The organism is Rhizobium sp. RCC_161_2 (assembly GCF_041355235.1).
GTDB lineage: Bacteria > Pseudomonadota > Alphaproteobacteria > Rhizobiales > Rhizobiaceae > Rhizobium.
Genome location: NZ_JBFUPL010000010.1, coordinates 195557 through 211998 on the forward strand (window position 1 = coordinate 195557; position 16442 = coordinate 211998).

Genomic DNA, 16442 nt, shown 5'->3' on the forward strand with positions numbered 1-16442 from the left:
GCAAATCGCCGAAAGCCGGATAGAAAACGCTGATCCTCTTATCCGGCTTTCGGAGCTGCCCAATGGATTTCCTGCCCAGCCTGTCGACGCTTCTGGCCTTTACCGCGGCAACCCTGCTTCTCGCGATGACTCCAGGCCCCGACATGACGCTCTCCATCAGCCGCGCCTTGGCACAGGGCAAAAGGGCCGCACTCTTCGTCGTCCTCGGCACTACGATCGGCGTTGTCGTCCACACATGCCTGGTGGCCTTCGGCATCTCGGCGCTGATTACAGCCTCGCCGGTTGCCTTCACCCTGCTTAAGACCGGCGGCGCCGCCTATCTGCTGTGGCTGGCGATCCAGGCGATCCGCTTCGGCTCCAGCCTGTCGGTCATGCAGGTCGACGCGGCGAGAAGAACGCCGCTCTCCAACATCGCCAACGGCTTCTGGGTCAATCTGCTGAACCCGAAGGTCATCATCTTTTTCATGACCTTCCTGCCGCAGTTCGTTACGGCGGGCGATCCGGCCGTCACGCACAAGCTCCTGTTCCTGGGATTCTTCTTTATCGTCGTCGGCGTGCCGGTGAACATCGTCGTCGTTCTCGCCGCCGACAAGCTGTCGTCCTGGCTGCAGAACAACCGCGGCGTCCTGCGCGGCCTCGACTATACCTTCGCCGGCGTCTTTTCGATTTTCGCGGCGAAGATCTTCCTCACGCAGGCTCGCTGAGCGCACCTCCGGCAAAGCGGCCGGCGATCCACCAATAGACGGTGGCGCTGGCGGCTCCAAGAAACGCAAAACAAACGACGATGGTGATCAGGTTGAGGGTCTGCGGTCGCTCGACGCTGCCCGAAATCAGAACGGATGCCACCGCCGACAACGTGGCGCCATAAATCGCGTAGCCGTACCAGCGGTGCATGCCGCGCCATTCGAAAACCGGAATGACGATAAGCGATGGCAGGATGCTGACGATCATCACAAGCTTGGTCAGGGCGACGGTGAGCGCGAACAGCTCCGGCGCGGCCGTCCCCGGCATGGTCCAGGCACCGACACAGGCGAGCACGAAGCCCATCATCACACAGGCGCCGAGATAACCCCACAGGAGCCGCAGAGGCCTGCGCAACCTGAGAAGCATCGATCTCAATCCTCGCCGTGATTGGCGATCATCATGGCCTCAAAAGCCAGCCGCTCGGTCTTGCGCATGCGCTCGGATTCCGACTTCAACTGGCCGCAGGCGGCGAGAATATCACGGCCGCGCGGCGTGCGGATCGGCGAGGCGTAGCCGGCCGCGTTGATGAAATCGGCAAATTTCTCGATCTGCTCCCAATCCGAACATTGGTAGTTCGTGCCCGGCCAGGGATTGAAGGGAATGAGGTTGATCTTCGACGGGATGCCCTTCAGCAGTTGGATCAGCCCCTTGGCATCCTCGAGGCTATCGTTGACACCCTTCAGCATCACATATTCGAAGGTGATGCGCCGCGCATTCGAAAGGCCGGGATAGGCGCGGCAGGCGTCCATCAATTCCTTCAGCGGATATTTCTTGTTGATCGGCACCAGCATGTCGCGCAAGTCGTCGCGCACCGCATGCAGCGAGATCGCCAGCATGACGCCGATTTCATCACCAGTGCGGTAGATTTCCGGCACGACGCCCGAGGTCGAAAGGGTGATGCGCCGCTTCGACAGTGACAGGCCATCGCCATCGGAGGCGATCAGCAGCGCCGTCTTGACGCTTTCGAAATTGTAGAGCGGCTCGCCCATGCCCATCATGACCATGTTGCTGACCTTGCGGCCTTCCGCCGGCATGACGGTCCCCTGCGGCGCTTCGCGATCCGGAAAATCGCCGAGCCGGTCGCGCGCGAGCAGCAACTGCGACAGGATCTCTTCCGCCGTCAGGTTGCGCACCAGGCGCTGCGTGCCGGTGTGACAGAAGGAACAAGTGAGCGAACAGCCGACCTGGCTGGAAACGCAAAGCGTGCCCCGGCCTTCTTCGGGAATATAGACGGTTTCGACCTCGACCGGACGGCCGGCGCCGCGCGGCGGAAAGCGCAGCAGCCACTTGCGGGTGCCATCGTTGGAGACCTGTTCCTCGACGATCTCCGGCCGGGCGATGGTGAAATGCGTCTTCAGCATTTCGCGCATGTCCTTGGAGACATTCGCCATGGCGTCGAAATCGGAGACGCCGCGCACATAGATCCAGTTCCAGAGCTGGCTGACGCGCATCTTGACCTGCTTGTCGGCGACGCCCTTCTCCTTCAGTGCCGCGCCCATCTCCTCGCGCGTCAGGCCGATCAGCGACGGTTTCGGCGAAAGCTCGACCGGCTGCGATACGGGCATCGGCTTGAGCTTGGATGGGGTCATGACATCGATGGCGGACATAGGATCATTCCAACAATTGACATCGGCGATGCCGCAAAAGCTGCGGATGCGGGCAAGGCACGGAAATCAGAGGGTTCATGTGGTGGCGGAACAGGAAACTGCCGCACACCCACTGTTGGCGGGGCCTTTAGCATTAATTTCCGCCCGCGTCATCCCTCTCCCTCAAAAGCAAAAGGCCGGCCATCGCAGGCCGGCCTTTTTGTCTCGATCGTGGCAGTATGGCGATCACATTGACGTGATCCATCGGCCATCGATCTTATTTGCAGTTCTCGATCTGCTTGAGCGCCGCGGTGACGCCCTTCAGCGAATAGGTATAGGAGGTGTTGGTGCCCTTCTTCGAGGTCGCGGTGACCTTCAGCGAATGGCCGGACTTCAGCGCTGCAACCAGAGCCGGCTCCTGCGCGGCGTTCTCGACCCAGGCGGCCTTGTCCTTTGTGAACATCACGAAGGTCTTGTTGTCGATGACGACGTCCACCTTGGAATTGTCCTTGAGCGGATAGCCCATCATCGCCTGCGGTTCATAGGAGATGTTCTGGCCCGGGCGCTGGGAAACGATGAAGAAGTTATCACCATGATCGATGCCGCTGGTCGGGGCCTTGGCCGTCGGCACGGAGAGAACGTAGCAGACCTTGCCGGCGCCGGACTGGTAGGAATAGGCGCCCCAGGCATCGAATTGCTGGATGCGCGTCGGCGACATCGGTGCTGCTGCCGGCGCCTGTGCGGGCGCCTGCTTCTTGGTCTGCGCGGATGCAATGCCGGTGCCGGCCAGAACGAGCGAGAGGGCGATAGCGAAGCTTTTTACAAACATGGTTTCCTGCCGATTTCTTGCGGTCCAGAGCTCGAGGCGATTTGAGTACGCACGCCTGCCTATGCTCATGAGCTGCCCTATTTTGACTTTATTCAGGTTACCAAACCGTCAACGGAGCGATAGGTGCCCCTGCTCTGTGCCGTTTCAACTCAAGCGCCGCGCCAGGCCTGAAAGGCATCAGGAAGAATTTGAAAACCCGGATGGCGGAACACCATCCTACGGGATCGACTTATGACAGAAAGATTCAGGCAAGAATTTGACCTCTCTAAAATCAGGAGCACCTGATAAAGGTCTGGAAACCCGGCAGGATTTCCGCCGCTAGCCGCACGGCCGGACTCACACCGCCTTTGCCGCCTCGGGCTCGTTGGCCAAGGCCCGGTCAGCGGCGTCATAATGTTCCTGGCGGATATGGCCCTTGATCATGCTGAAGGCGAGCGCCAGAACCGCAGCATCGTCCGAAAAGCCGATAACCGCGAAGAAATCCGGGATAATATCGATCGGCATGACGAAATAGCCGAGCGCGGCGAGCAATACGCCGCGAACGCGCGTCGGCGTCTGCGAATCGAGCGCGCAGTAGAAGGCTGCTACGACATCGCGGGAAAACGGAATGTGCCGCGCCGCCTTGCGCAAAGTCGGCCAGAACTTGCTGCGCACAGACTTCTCCTGACGTTTTTGGGTCTCTTCGTCACCAGGCATCAGGATCTCCCCATACTTGATGTCATCCATTCCACGCACTCCATCGAAGCCCTTGTTCCGGGGCGCATAAACATATGGTGATCGCTCCCCGCGATTCAATCGGACCGTCGCGCCGCCGCCTTTTCCATCGCTTTTGCCAGCTTGACGTCGTAATCGGTCAGGCCATTGGCATCATGGGTCGTCAGTTTCACGTCGACACGCGAATAGACATTGAACCATTCCGGGTGATGGTTGAGTTTCTCTGCAGTCAGGGCCGCCTCGGTCATGAAACCAAAGGCCTCGACGAAATTACGGAATTTAAAACTCTTCGAAATCGACAGACGGTCCGCCGCTAATGTCCAGCCAACAAGGCCAGCGACGATTTCATCGATTGCGGCCGGTTCCAGCTTTTCGTATTTCATGACAAGGTCACTCCTCTCGATCAGTTGAAGGATAACATGGACCGCTTCAGGATTCTGTTTGTTTGCGCCGGCAACATCTGTCGCTCACCGCTCGCCGAAGGCATTTTCCGGCACCGGCGGCTGGCATCAGGGAGAAAGGCCGGATCGCCGCTCGGTCGCCGCTGCCGCCGGTCACGGCATCGACATTTCCAGCCAAAAGGCGCGGCGCATCGAAGCCACCGACTTCGACCGGTTCGACCTGATCCTGGCAATGGATCAAGACAATTTGAAGAATTTGCGGAAAATTGCGCCTGCCGATGCACTCGGCAGGCTACATCTCTTCAACGCCCTCGCGCTGGGCAACAACAAGGACATTCCCGACCCTTACTATGGCGGCCACGAGGGTTTCGAGGCGGTCTACACCATGCTTTTGGCGGGCTGCAACGCGCTGCTTCCCACACTGGGGAAGGCGCTGCGGGCCTCATGAAGCGGGAAGACCTCTTCGGTGAGGTAAGGACCGCCGCCGACCGATTCGCGCGATGACAACAGCACGAAACGGCCCACCGTAAATGGTGAGGTGTGGAAGTCGCCGCGTCCGGAGAGATAGTGCACCACATCGTCGACGCGCGAGGACTTCAGCCGGGCGAGCGTCACATGCGGCGTGAACTTGCGCGGATCCGGCGGCAGGCCGATGCGCTGGCAGATGCGCTCGATCTCGCCTTGCAGGGCGTACATATCGGGCGTCTGCGTGACGCCGGCCCAGACCGAATGTGGTTTCCTGGAACCGAAAGAGCCGATACCTTCCAGCCGAAGCTGGAATTCCGGCCGGTCGATGCGGTCCAGACGGTCGACGATCTCATCCGCCGTCCGGCCATCGACGTCGCCGATGAAACGAAGGGTGATGTGATAATTTTCTACGTCGATCCACCTGGCGCCGGGAAGACCACCGCGCAACAACGAAAGGCTCATGGCCGCGTTGCGCGGAATTTCGAGGGCGGTAAAAAGTCTCGGCATTACGAGCACTCCCCGAATCTCTTGCAGGTATAAGCAGGGAATCACGCAATTGCAGCCGGTGCAAGCATCTATTTCGCAGCTGCGGCAATCGTCCCTATGAAACTGGCAGCGACGGGCTCGAAGCCCTGCACCATCACATCGACCCCTTGCGGGTTCGGATGCATGCCATCACTCAGTTGCAGATCAGCATGCGTCGCAACCCCATCGAGAAAGAACGGATAGAGCGTCAGCTGGTATTTATCCGCGAGCCGCTGGTAGATCGGATTGAATTTGGCCGCATAATCCGGCCCCATATTCGGCGGCGCCAGCATGCCGGCAAGCAGCACGGGAATGTTGCGCTCCTTCAGCCTGGCGATGATGGCGTCCAGGTTCTTTTCTGTGTCTTCCGGCGGAATGCCGCGCAAGGCGTCGTTGGCGCCGAGTTCGAGGATTACGCCGTCGGTTCCATCCGGCACGGACCAGTCGATGCGCGACAACCCGCCCGACGTCGTGTCGCCGGACACGCCGGCATCAGCAATCGCCACGTCCAGCCCCTTTGCCTTCAGCGCCGCCTCCAGCTTGGCCGGAAATCCGTCGCCCGGCGGCAGCTGGTAGCCGGCCATCAGGCTGTCGCCGAAACCGACCAATTGGATGGTCCGCGCTTCGGCTGCGCTCGCTGCACCAAACAAAAGGCCGAAAGCAATGACAGCGAAGTGAAACGCAGCAGCTTTAAAACTCATGATCCATTCCCTAAATTCGCTGCGCGGGCCAAATCGCGCCCGCCATGGTCTCAGATGTATATAGGGCGTCCCGCATTGGCAAAAACCATCATCGAGCTGAAGAAGGCGGATTTGACGCTCGGCAATGCCGCCGCCTCCGTCCATGTGCTGAAAGGCATCGACCTTACCGTTGCGGAAGGCGAGGCCGTCGGTATCGTCGGCCCCTCCGGTTCCGGCAAGTCGACGCTGCTGATGGTGCTGGCCGGCCTTGAAAAGCTCGATAGCGGCGAACTTCTGATCCGCGACACGCCCCTTCATAGCCTGAGCGAGGATCGCGTCGCCGATTTCCGCGGCCGCAATATCGGCATCGTCTTCCAGTCCTTCCATCTCATCGCCAACATGACGGCACTGGAAAATGTCGCCGTACCGCTGGAACTCGCCAATGTCCGCGACGCCTTCGACATCGCCCGGAAAGAGCTGGAGGCCGTCGGCCTCGGCGAACGGCTGAGCCATTATCCCGGCCAGCTTTCGGGCGGCGAACAGCAACGCGTGGCGATCGCCCGCGCGCTTGCCCCCTCGCCAGCCCTTCTGATCGCGGACGAGCCGACCGGCAACCTCGACACCGACACCGGACGGCAGATCGCCGACCTTTTGTTTGCCCAGCAGGCCGAGCGCGGGACGACGATGCTGCTCGTCACCCACGATCCCTCCCTCGCCGCCCGCTGCTCCCGCCAGATCCGCGTCCGCTCAGGCGAGATCGAGGGTGACAGCGCCCACGCGCGGACGAGCCAGGCGGCAACGGCATGACGGTGGCAGGCGCACGCTTCACGCTTGCCTTCCGCCTGGCGCTGCGCGAATTACGCGGCGGCCTCGGCGGCTTCTACATCTTCCTCGCCTGCATCGCGCTCGGCACCGGCGCGATCGCCGCCGTCAACTCGGTTTCGCAGTCGATTACCGATGCGATTTCGACCCAGGGCCAGTCGCTGCTGGCCGCCGACGTCCGCTTCGAGCTCAACAATCGCGAGGCAAAGCCGGACGAACTGGCCTATCTCGAAAGCCTCGGCCAGCTCTCCCGATCCACCGGCCTGCGCTCCATGGCCCGCCTGCCCGACGGCTCCGACCAGGCGCTGGTCCAGGTCAAGGCGGTCGACGGCGCCTATCCGCTCTACGGCAGCTTCGCGGCCGATCCGGACCAGCCGCTGTCGACGCTGCTTGCCGCCAAGGATGGGACCTATGGCGCCGTCCTCGCTCCCCTGCTTCTCGAACGGCTGAACCTCAAGATCGGCAGCGAGCTTCTGCTCGGCAATACGAAGCTTCGGGTCACCGGCACGGTGAAGACCGAGCCGGACGCGGTCTCCGAAGGTTTCGGCTTCGCCCCGCGACTGCTCACCAGTCGTGAGGCCTTGCAAGCTTCCGGGCTGATCACCACCGGCAGCCTGGTCGAACAGGTCTACAAGATCCGCATGGACGATCCCGCCGGCGGCCTGCGCGATATCACCACCCGCGCCAATGCGGCTTTCCCGCAGGCCGGCTGGTCGGTTCAGACCAGCAACCGCGCCGCCCCGGCGCTTGCCGACAACATCACCCGCTTCTCACAATTCCTGACCCTGGTCGGCCTTACCGCCCTGATCGTCGGCGGCGTCGGTGTTGCCAATGCCGTGCGCGCCTTCCTCGACGCCAAGCGCACCACCATCGCCACATTCAAATGCCTCGGCGCTCCTGCCTTCGTCGTGGTGATGATCTACCTGATCCAGATCGCCCTGATCGCACTTGCCGGCGTCGCCATCGGCCTGGTGTTCGGCGCCATCGCACCGATGCTGGCCTCGCAATTCATGGCCGAATTCCTGCCGATCTCCACCGCGCCGCAGCTCTATCCCGGCCCGCTGGCATTGGCTGCCCTTTTCGGCCTGCTGACGACGCTCGCCTTCGCCATTCCGCCGCTCGGCCATGCCCGCGAAGTGCCGGCAACCGCGCTCTTCCGGGAACAGGGCTTCGAAGCACGCCGCCTGCCGGGCTGGCCCTATCTGCTGACCGCCGGCCTGCTGATGGCGGCACTCGCAGCCCTTGCGATCTATACCGCCTATGACCGCCGCATCGCCGTCGTCTTCATTGTCTCGATCGCGGGTGCCTTCGTCGTGCTTCGCGCGGTGGCCGCGCTACTTTCCTGGCTTGCCCGCCGCAGTCCGCGCGTGCACTCGCCGGCCCTGCGGCTGGCGATCGGCAACATCCATCGGCCGGGCGCGCTGACCGCCTCCGTCGTGCTGTCGCTCGGCCTCGGCCTGGCGCTTCTGGTAACGCTGACGCTGATCGACGGCAACATGCGCCAGCAGCTGACCGGGCGCATGAGCGAACAGGCGCCGAATTTCTTCTTCGTCGATATTCAAAGCTCGGAGCTCGACGGCTTCCGCAAGGTCGTGCAGGCCCAGGCGCCCGAGGGCAAGCTCGTCGAGGCACCGATGCTGCGCGGCCGCATCGTCGCCTTCAACGGCGAAGACGTCAGCAAGATAAAGGTGCCGCCGGCCGGCCAATGGGTGCTGCGCGGCGACCGCGGCATCACCTATGCCGAAACCATGCCCGAAAACGCCGCCCTCACGGAAGGCGAATGGTGGGGCAAGGACTATAGCGGCGAACCGCTGGTTTCCTTCTCGGACGAGGAAGGCAAGGCGCTCGGCCTGAAGCTCGGCGACAAGCTGACCGTCAACGTGCTCGGCCGCAACGTGACGGCCAAGGTCGCCAGCTTCCGCAAGGTTCAATGGCAGTCGCTGTCGATCAACTTCGTCATGATCTTCTCACCCAACACCTTCAAGGGCGCACCGCATGCCTGGCTTGCGACCCTGACCGATCCTTCCGCTACCTCGGCGCAGGAAGCAGCGATCCTGAAAAACGTCACCAACACCTATCCGACGATCACCAGCATCCGGGTCAAGGACGCGATCGACATCGTCAATACGCTGGTCGGGCAGCTTGCCACCGCCATCCGCGCCGCGGCCTCTGTCGCGCTCATCGCCTCCGTGCTGGTGCTTGCGGGCGCGCTCGCGGCGGGCAACCGCGCCCGTACGCATGATGCGGTGGTGCTGAAGACGCTCGGCGCGACGCGGGCGATGCTGATCCGCGCCTTCAGTTACGAATATCTGATCCTCGGAGCCGCCACCGCCATCTTCGCGCTCCTCGCCGGCTCGACGGCCGCCTGGTATATCGTCAGCCGTATCATGAAACTACCGTCGACCTTCCTGCCCGACGTCGCCTTTTCGACGCTTGTCATCGCGCTGCTGCTGACGGTCGGCATCGGCCTGATCGGCACATGGCGCGTGCTCGGCCAGAAGGCTGCGCCCGTTCTGCGCGAATTGTAAACCTCTATCGGACCATCCTTGTTCGCCGCGAAACGGCCCGATATTACATCGATTTAACCCTGCCCCAGCCGCTTGGGCCTTGTGCAAAAGCCTTGAAAGCCTCATATTCTACGCAGGCATGCTGGAGCTCCGCAGCGGCGCCTGGGACGAAATCGCCCGACACCGTAATTATATCGGAGCTTAAAAGAGGAAAACATGGCTGACTTTCGCAATTACCAAAACCGGACGCCGCAAGCAGGCGCGCAGACCGGTGCGATGATAGATGAGGGCCTTCGAGCCTACATGCTCAAGGTCTACAACCTGATGGCGCTGGGTCTGGCGATCACGGGTATTGCCGCCTATCTTTCGTTCTCGCTCGCATTCGCGGACGGGCAGATCACCACCTTCGGTCAGGCGATCTACGCAAGCCCGCTGAAGTGGGTCGTGATCTTCGCGCCGCTGGCGATGGTGTTCTTCCTGAGCTTCAGGATCAACCGCATGAGCATGGCCGCCGCGACGACGACCTTCTGGGTCTACGCCGCGCTGGTGGGCCTGTCGCTGTCGTCGATCTTCATCATCTACACCGGCCAGAGCGTCGTGCAGACCTTCTTCGTGACCGCCGCCTCCTTCGGCGCGCTGTCGCTCTACGGCTACACGACCAAGCGTGATCTCTCCGCGATGGGCTCGTTCCTAATGATGGGTCTATTCGGCCTGATCATCGCGTCGCTGGTCAACATCTTCCTGGCTTCGTCCGCCATGCAATTCGCCATCTCGGTGATCGGCGTGCTGATCTTCGCGGGCCTGACCGCCTACGATACGCAGCGGATCAAGGAAATGTACTACCAGGCCGACGATGTTACCGTGGCCGGCCGCAAGGCGATCATGGGCGCCCTGTCGCTCTACCTCGACTTCATCAACCTCTTCATGTTCCTGCTGCAGTTCATGGGCAACCGCCGATAATTGCTGCGACCTGAATGATCCTTTGAAAAGGCGGCTTCGGCCGCCTTTTCTATTTGCCATGCTACTGCGCGCGCGATTTTATACCGGAGTCTTCAAACCGCAGATCAGGCAACAAACCCAGATGTCCTTCCGCCTCCGTCAGGCCGCCCCGAACGACCTCCCCGAGATTGCCGCCATCTATCGCGATGCCGTTCTCAACGGCACCGCAAGCTATGAGCTTGTCCCGCCCGATGAGGCGGAAATGGCAGGCCGCTTCCAGGCGGTCCGCGACAAGGGCTATCCCTATATCGTCGCCGAGGACGAGAGCGGCAAAGTTCTCGGCTACGCCTATGCGTCCGCCTTCCGCACGCGGCCGGCCTATCGCTGGATGGTGGAGGATTCGATCTACATTGCGCCTGAAGCACGCGGTCGCGGCCTCGGCAAGCTGCTGCTGGCAGACCTGATGGAAACCTGCGAAGCCCTCGGCTTTCGCCAGATGATCGCCGTCATTGGCGGTGCGGCACAGGCCTCCATCGCCCTTCACCGCGCCGCCGGTTTCGCGGAGACGGGTCTGCTGAAAGGCACCGGCTACAAGCACGGCCGCTGGCTGGACACGATGCTGATGCAGAAGGCGCTCGGTAAAGGCGCGGAAACGGACCCCGATCCCTCGGCCTATCCGGGGACCCTGTTCAGCGAGTAAGGCAGTCTCCCTTTTCCCCTGGAGAAAAGGCACCGGACCGGCCGGATAACAATGGGGCTGGAGCGAAAGCTCCAGACGATCCTCATGTCCGGAGAAGAGCCGGATGCGATCCCGCAACATTTCTCAACATTAAAGCAGCCACGGCAACATTCGGTTCGCTATTTTAACGGCAATACCGTTCCGCAACCGCCGATTCCCCGACTTGTTCAGAGATTTGTTTTCCCTCGCATTGAGGCAGGACCGCATACCGCAACCTGTGGGCATCGCATTGGCACATATGATTTATAGAAGGAAATATATATGAAATATCTGCTCATTCCCGCCCTGCTCGCCTTGGCCTCGACCTCCGCGGTTGCCGCTGATCTGACCGAGGAGCCTGTTGCCGCTTCCGCTCCGGCTTCAGTCTTCACCTGGTCCGGCCCTTATCTCGGTGTCCACGGCGGCGGCGCAATCACCAAGGGCAGCTTCAAGTTCGGCAGCGGCAACCAGTCCGAAGACTTCAAGGGCGGCTTTTTCGGCAATTTCTTCGGATACAACTATCAGTTCGACAAGGTCGTCGTCGGCATCGACGGCAATATCGACTACAACTGGAACAACAAGGCCGTCGCCAATGCATCCAGCGTCGGCACCGATTGGTCGGGCGCGGTTCGCGGACGGGTCGGCTATGCTTTCGACAATCTGCTGATCTACGGCGCGGCCGGATGGACCGCTGCTCGCGGCTTCGCCGACGTTCCCGGTTCGGGCGACGGCAAGGTCATCTTCAGCGGCTGGACGGCCGGCACCGGTGTCGACTATGCCTTCACCAACAACATCTTCGCCCGCGCGGAATACCGCTACAGTGATTTCGGCAGCAAGGAATTGCAGGGCGTGAAGAGCGACCTTACCGAGCAGTCAATAAATCTCGGCGTCGGCTTGAAGTTCTAAATTCGGCACTGTCCGGCTCGAAACGAAAAGCCCCGCTCATCGGCGGGGCTTTTCGTTTGTCCCCGAGCCGCTGATCATAGGGGCGGCCGGTTGCTCGGGGTGATCGAGATCACTTCTCCACCAGCTTCAGCTGCTTGTCGAAAACCTTCAGCACCTGGCTCAGCTCATGGCCGCGCTTCAGGATCATGCCGTTGGTGTTGACCACGCTGAAGGCGCCCTGCTTGGCGGCGAGCTTCGGGTTTTTCTCGATACGGAAGAGCGGCAGTTCGCCGGAGCGCTTGAAGACGGAAAAGACCGCCTTGTCCCCGAGATGGTCGATGGCGTAGTCACGCCACTCGCCCTCGCCGACCATGCGGCCGTAGATCCACAGGATCGCGTCCAGCTCCCTGCGATGGAAGGTTACCGGCAGCGGATCCCTGCTCTGCTTGTATTCCCTGAGATCAACGACGATGGAAGAATTGGTGTCGACAGAACGGCTTTCGCCGTGTCGTAAATCCGGCTGATCAGTCATCAATCCCCCAGGGGCTGGTCATGACAAGAGGATGACAGTTTGCCTCAGCCGCACCAAATTGCAAGACCAGCGCCCACTCACAATTTTTTGCACCCGGGGAAAGCATCTCCGCAGCGCCGCATTTCAGTCAAAACGACGCCCCATTTTCCGGAACTATTGATAGTTGTTTGGCGCCGCCGCGCCAAACGGCCCGGCCGGGGCGCATCGACCGAACCCCAGCCCCGAATGCGTCCTCGCCGGGCACCTCGGTCCATTGCGGCCTGCTGAAACAGGAATTCTTGGGCCCTGGCCGAAAGCGATCAGCCGTCGGAGCCGATCGTCAGCACGGTCGCGCCGATGATCGCCGCCGGGTCTCCCGACGAGGTGGAGGATTGCAGCAGAACCGCCATGCCGCGCCGGCCGTCCTTGTCCAGGACATTGGCGGGCAGCACCACGCTCATTTCCTTACCATCCCACATGCCGACGGTCTCGACATCCGAAACCGCATGCAGATAGGCAATCTGTTGACCGTTGTTTTCGCCGCCCTTCGGCGAGACGAGCTGTTCCTTGTCGAAATAAGCGACAACCACATTCGCCTTGCCCTGGCCGGCGCCGATCTTGATCTCCAGCTCGTCGCCCTTCATGGCGGCGGTCACCGGGATTGTCAGGCCTTTGCCGTGGTGCTGGAAGTCGTCGAGCTTGACATTGATGCCGTCGAAGTCGGCACCACTCATATGATCTCGGCCATTGATGATCGCCTGCGGCGTATAGACCCCGCTGCGGCCCATCGTCCGCGCATAGGCATATTGGCGCGCCGTATTGTCCTTGGACGCCATCGTGTCGTTCCAGCCGAGATAATTCCAGTAGTCGACATGATAGGCGAGCGCCACGACGTCGCCCTGCCGGATCAGCTTGCGAAACGCGGCATCCGCCGGCGGGCAGGACGAACAGCCCTGCGACGTGAAGAGTTCGACAACCCCCTTGATCTTGGCAAGCTCCTGCGCATGCAGCGAACTCGCGAGCGCGATGCCTGCCAGAAGTGAAACCGAAAATCGAAGGCGCATGCCGTTATACCTCTTTCTCAGACGCTGAAGGCCGAAGCCAATACAGCACCCTGAAATCGCCTGCGGCTTTCCAGGGTATCCGTAAAGCTCTCATCAAGCCTGATAAATCTGAAACAAGAGATAATAGCTAAGCGCGATGACTAAAAGTCACGAACGGGTGAGAGAAGCCCCTGAGAGCACCACACCGAACACATCGGCGTGAAAAACATGACGCCGCCGGAGAAGTTTCCCCGGCGGCGTGCAAAGATGGCTTTAACGCCGATCAGGCGGCGAGATCGCGCAGAACCGTCTGCAGGATGCCGCCATTGTTGACGTAGACGACCTCATCCAGCGTATCGATACGGCAGATGATCGGGATGTCGCGGACCGTGCCGTCGCCATAGGTGACCTTGGCGATCTTGCGCTCGCGCGGCTTGATGTCTTCCAGGCCTTCGATCGTGACGACTTCATCACCCTTGAGGTCGAGAGTGGCCCAGGTGGTGCCGTCCTCGAAGACGAAGGGGATGACGCCCATGCCGACCAGGTTCGAGCGGTGGATACGCTCGAAGGACTGGGCGACGACGGCGCGCACGCCGAGCAGGTTGGTGCCCTTGGCAGCCCAATCGCGCGACGAGCCGTTGCCGTATTCGACACCGGCGAAGATCACAAGCGGAACGCCCTCGGCCTTGTACTGCATGGCCGCGTCATAAATCGACATCTCTTCCTTGGACGGATAGTGGATGGTGTAGCCACCTTCCTTGCCGTTCGGGCCGAGCATGTGGTTGCGGATGCGGATATTGGCGAAGGTGCCGCGCATCATCACTTCATGATTGCCGCGACGCGTGCCGTACTGGTTGAAGTCGGCAACGCCGACGCCATGACCGAGCAGGTAGGAACCAGCCGGCGAGGCGGCCTTGATCGAACCGGCCGGGGAAATGTGGTCGGTGGTGATCTTGTCGCCGAAGAGGCCGAGAACACGGGCACCCTTGATGTCGGAAATGCCGGCGCCGGTCTTGCCCATGCCAACGAAGTAAGGCGGGTTCTGCACATAGGTCGAGTTGTCGTCCCAGGCATAGGTCTGGCCCGGAGGAATCTGCACGGCCTGCCAGTTGGCATCGCCCTTGAAGACGTCGGCGTACTTGGATTCGTAGAGTTCGCGGGTGACGTATTTCAGGATGAATTCCTGGATCTCATGCGAGCTCGGCCAGATATCCTTGAGGAAGACCGGCTTGCCGTCCTGGTCTTCGCCGATCGGCTCCTTGGTCAGGTCGAGCTGCACCGTGCCGGCGAGCGCATAGGCGACGACGAGCGGCGGCGAGGCCAGGTAATTGGCCTGGACGTCGGGCGAGATACGGCCTTCGAAGTTGCGATTGCCGGAGAGAACGCCGGAAACAATCAGGCCCTTGTCGTTGATCGTCTTCGAGATCGGCGCCGGCAGCGGGCCGGAATTGCCGATGCAGGTGGTGCAGCCGAAGCCGACCAGGTTGAAGCCGAGCTTGTCGAGATCAGCCTGCAGGCCGGACTTGGCGAGATATTCGCCAACGACCTGAGATCCCGGCGCCAGCGAGGTCTTGACCCACGGCTTGCTCTTCAGGCCCTTGGCAACGGCGTTGCGGGCGAGAAGGCCGGCAGCGATCAGCACCGACGGGTTCGAGGTGTTGGTGCAGGACGTGATGGCGGCGATCGCCACGTCACCATGGCCGAGATCGAAATCCGTGCCTTCGACGGCATAGCGGTTCGAAAGCTGGCCGGGCTTCTTGTATTCGGTCTCCAGCGAGCCGGCGAAACCGGAGGCGATGTTTTCCAGAGGAATACGGCCTTCCGGACGCTTCGGGCCTGCCATGGCTGGTACGACATCGCTCAGGTCGAGTTCGAGCGTGTCGGTGAAGACGAGATCGGCGCCGTCATTGTCACGCCACATGCCCTGCGCCTTGGAATAGGCTTCGACCAGCGCGATACGATCCTTCGTACGGCCGGACATGTTGAGATAGTTCAGCGTTTCCTTGTCGACCGGGAAGAAGCCGCAGGTCGCGCCGTATTCCGGACCCATGTTGCCGATGGTGGCGCGGTCGGCGAGCGGCAGCGCGTCGAGGCCAGGGCCGAAGAATTCGACGAACTTGGAGACGACGCCCTTTTTGCGCAGCATCTGCACGACGGTCAGCACCAGGTCGGTCGCCGTGACGCCTTCCTTGAGCTTGCCGGTGAGCTTGAAGCCGATGACCTCAGGCAGCAGCATGGAAACCGGCTGGCCGAGCATGGCGGCTTCAGCTTCGATACCGCCGACGCCCCAGCCGAGAACGCCGAGACCGTTGATCATGGTCGTGTGCGAATCGGTGCCGACGCAGGTGTCGGGATAGGCGATCGTCTCGCCGTCCTCTTCCTTCGTCCAGACGGTCTGGCCGAGATATTCGAGGTTCACCTGGTGACAGATGCCGGTGCCGGGAGGAACGACGCGGAAGTTCTTGAACGCCTGCTGGCCCCACTTCAGGAAGCGGTAACGCTCGCCGTTGCGCTCATATTCCAGCTCGACGTTGCGGGCAAAAGCCTGCGGCGTGCCGAATTCGTCGACGATGACGGAGTGGTCGATGACGAGGTCGACGGGAACGAGCGGGTTGATCTTTTCAGGATCGCCACCGAGCGACACCATCGCGTCACGCATGGCGGCGAGATCGACCACGGCGGGAACGCCGGTGAAGTCCTGCATCAGCACGCGCGCCGGGCGATAGGCGATTTCGTTCTCGACGGTACCCTTGTTGGTCAGCCATTCGGCAACGGCAAGGATATGGTCCTTGGTGACCGTCTGCCCGTCTTCGAAGCGCAGCAGGTTTTCCAGCAGCACCTTCATCGAATAGGGGAGCTTGGCAACGCCGGGCAGACCATTGGCCTCGGCCTTGGGCAGGCTGAAATAGACATAGTCTTTTCCGCCCACGTTGAGCGTGGACCGACAATTGAAACTGTCAAGAGATTTAGACACGAGATACCCCGTTTCTGATAGCCAACACAGTCGTGCGAACGCCTATGCACTTTATGCACATCAGGATGCGGGTACGGCCATTTCCGCTGTCCGCAC

The 16442-nt window shown here is 61.3% G+C and carries 16 protein-coding genes and 1 pseudogene; 7 read left to right on the forward strand and 10 right to left on the reverse strand.

All coding sequences use genetic code 11. The features are described from left to right. The first annotated feature begins 62 nt into the window (after positions 1 to 62). Positions 63 to 704: a LysE family translocator gene (locus tag AB6803_RS24415; RefSeq protein WP_371111308.1), complete on the forward strand. Its 642-nt coding sequence runs from the start codon at positions 63 to 65 to the stop codon at positions 702 to 704. Here the strand turns inward: AB6803_RS24415 and AB6803_RS24420 are convergent. The 5 genes from AB6803_RS24420 to AB6803_RS24440 form a co-directional block, all read right to left on the reverse strand. After that, positions 688 to 1110, reverse strand: a complete 423-nt coding sequence (locus AB6803_RS24420; RefSeq protein ID WP_371111309.1) for a hypothetical protein — start codon at positions 1108 to 1110, stop codon at positions 688 to 690. The two genes, AB6803_RS24415 and AB6803_RS24420, sit on opposite strands and share 17 nt — an antisense overlap. A 5-nt stretch (positions 1111 to 1115) precedes the next feature. Then, positions 1116 to 2351, reverse strand: a complete 1236-nt coding sequence (rlmN, locus tag AB6803_RS24425; protein ID WP_371111310.1) for a 23S rRNA (adenine(2503)-C(2))-methyltransferase RlmN — start codon at positions 2349 to 2351, stop codon at positions 1116 to 1118. A gap of 256 nt (positions 2352 to 2607) precedes the next feature. After that, complete coding sequence (locus tag AB6803_RS24430; protein WP_371111311.1) at positions 2608 to 3159, reverse strand: invasion associated locus B family protein; 552 nt, start codon at positions 3157 to 3159, stop codon at positions 2608 to 2610. Between the two features lie 336 nt (positions 3160 to 3495). Continuing rightward, positions 3496 to 3885 carry a YkvA family protein gene (locus AB6803_RS24435; protein WP_371111312.1) on the reverse strand — a complete coding sequence of 130 codons (390 nt, stop codon included), beginning with the start codon at positions 3883 to 3885 and terminating at the stop codon, positions 3496 to 3498. 65 nt (positions 3886 to 3950) lie between these two features. Further along, positions 3951 to 4256, reverse strand: coding sequence for a 4a-hydroxytetrahydrobiopterin dehydratase (locus AB6803_RS24440; RefSeq protein ID WP_371111313.1), 306 nt, complete (start codon positions 4254 to 4256; stop codon positions 3951 to 3953). Between the two features lie 36 nt (positions 4257 to 4292). On the opposite strand from AB6803_RS24440, the pseudogene AB6803_RS24445 reads away from it, so the two are divergent. Next, positions 4293 to 4722 (forward strand): annotated as a pseudogene (locus tag AB6803_RS24445) (low molecular weight protein-tyrosine-phosphatase). Here the strand turns inward: AB6803_RS24445 and thpR are convergent. Together thpR and AB6803_RS24455 are read right to left on the reverse strand one after the other, a co-directional pair. Further along, positions 4653 to 5249: an RNA 2',3'-cyclic phosphodiesterase gene (gene thpR / locus AB6803_RS24450; protein ID WP_371111314.1), complete on the reverse strand. Its 597-nt coding sequence runs from the start codon at positions 5247 to 5249 to the stop codon at positions 4653 to 4655. The pseudogene AB6803_RS24445 and the gene thpR overlap by 70 nt on opposite strands. 68 nt (positions 5250 to 5317) lie before the next feature. Further along, the gene (locus tag AB6803_RS24455; protein WP_371111315.1) at positions 5318 to 5968 is read right to left on the reverse strand and encodes an arylesterase; all 651 of its coding nucleotides are present in this window, start codon (positions 5966 to 5968) and stop codon (positions 5318 to 5320) included. 75 nt (positions 5969 to 6043) lie between these two features. Here AB6803_RS24455 and AB6803_RS24460 point away from each other — a divergent pair, with 75 nt between their 5' ends. From AB6803_RS24460 to AB6803_RS24480, 5 genes are all read left to right on the forward strand, one after another. Further along, positions 6044 to 6754, forward strand: a complete 711-nt coding sequence (locus AB6803_RS24460) for an ABC transporter ATP-binding protein (protein WP_371111316.1) — start codon at positions 6044 to 6046, stop codon at positions 6752 to 6754. Next, on the forward strand, positions 6751 to 9297 hold the full coding sequence (locus AB6803_RS24465; RefSeq protein ID WP_371111317.1) for an ABC transporter permease: 2547 nt from the start codon (positions 6751 to 6753) through the stop codon (positions 9295 to 9297). The genes AB6803_RS24460 and AB6803_RS24465 overlap by 4 nt, the downstream gene beginning before the upstream one ends. Positions 9298 to 9492: 195 nt before the next feature. Further along, positions 9493 to 10236: a Bax inhibitor-1/YccA family protein gene (locus AB6803_RS24470; RefSeq protein ID WP_371111318.1), complete on the forward strand. Its 744-nt coding sequence runs from the start codon at positions 9493 to 9495 to the stop codon at positions 10234 to 10236. Between the two features lie 121 nt (positions 10237 to 10357). Further along, a complete protein-coding gene (locus tag AB6803_RS24475; protein ID WP_371111319.1) occupies positions 10358 to 10915 on the forward strand; it encodes an N-acetyltransferase family protein in 558 nt (185 codons plus the stop codon). A gap of 300 nt (positions 10916 to 11215) precedes the next feature. Beyond that, positions 11216 to 11839, forward strand: a complete 624-nt coding sequence (locus tag AB6803_RS24480; RefSeq protein ID WP_371111320.1) for an outer membrane protein — start codon at positions 11216 to 11218, stop codon at positions 11837 to 11839. A gap of 109 nt (positions 11840 to 11948) precedes the next feature. Here AB6803_RS24480 and AB6803_RS24485 read toward each other — a convergent pair whose 3' ends face one another. The 3 genes from AB6803_RS24485 to acnA all read right to left on the reverse strand — a co-directional run bounded on the left by AB6803_RS24485 (position 11949) and on the right by acnA (position 16346). Next, positions 11949 to 12350, reverse strand: coding sequence for a DUF2794 domain-containing protein (locus tag AB6803_RS24485; protein ID WP_371111321.1), 402 nt, complete (start codon positions 12348 to 12350; stop codon positions 11949 to 11951). A gap of 299 nt (positions 12351 to 12649) precedes the next feature. Next, positions 12650 to 13393, reverse strand: coding sequence for a DUF1223 domain-containing protein (locus tag AB6803_RS24490; protein ID WP_371111322.1), 744 nt, complete (start codon positions 13391 to 13393; stop codon positions 12650 to 12652). A gap of 262 nt (positions 13394 to 13655) precedes the next feature. Continuing rightward, positions 13656 to 16346 carry an aconitate hydratase AcnA gene (gene acnA / locus AB6803_RS24495; RefSeq protein ID WP_371111323.1) on the reverse strand — a complete coding sequence of 897 codons (2691 nt, stop codon included), beginning with the start codon at positions 16344 to 16346 and terminating at the stop codon, positions 13656 to 13658. Positions 16347 to 16442 lie beyond the last annotated feature (96 nt).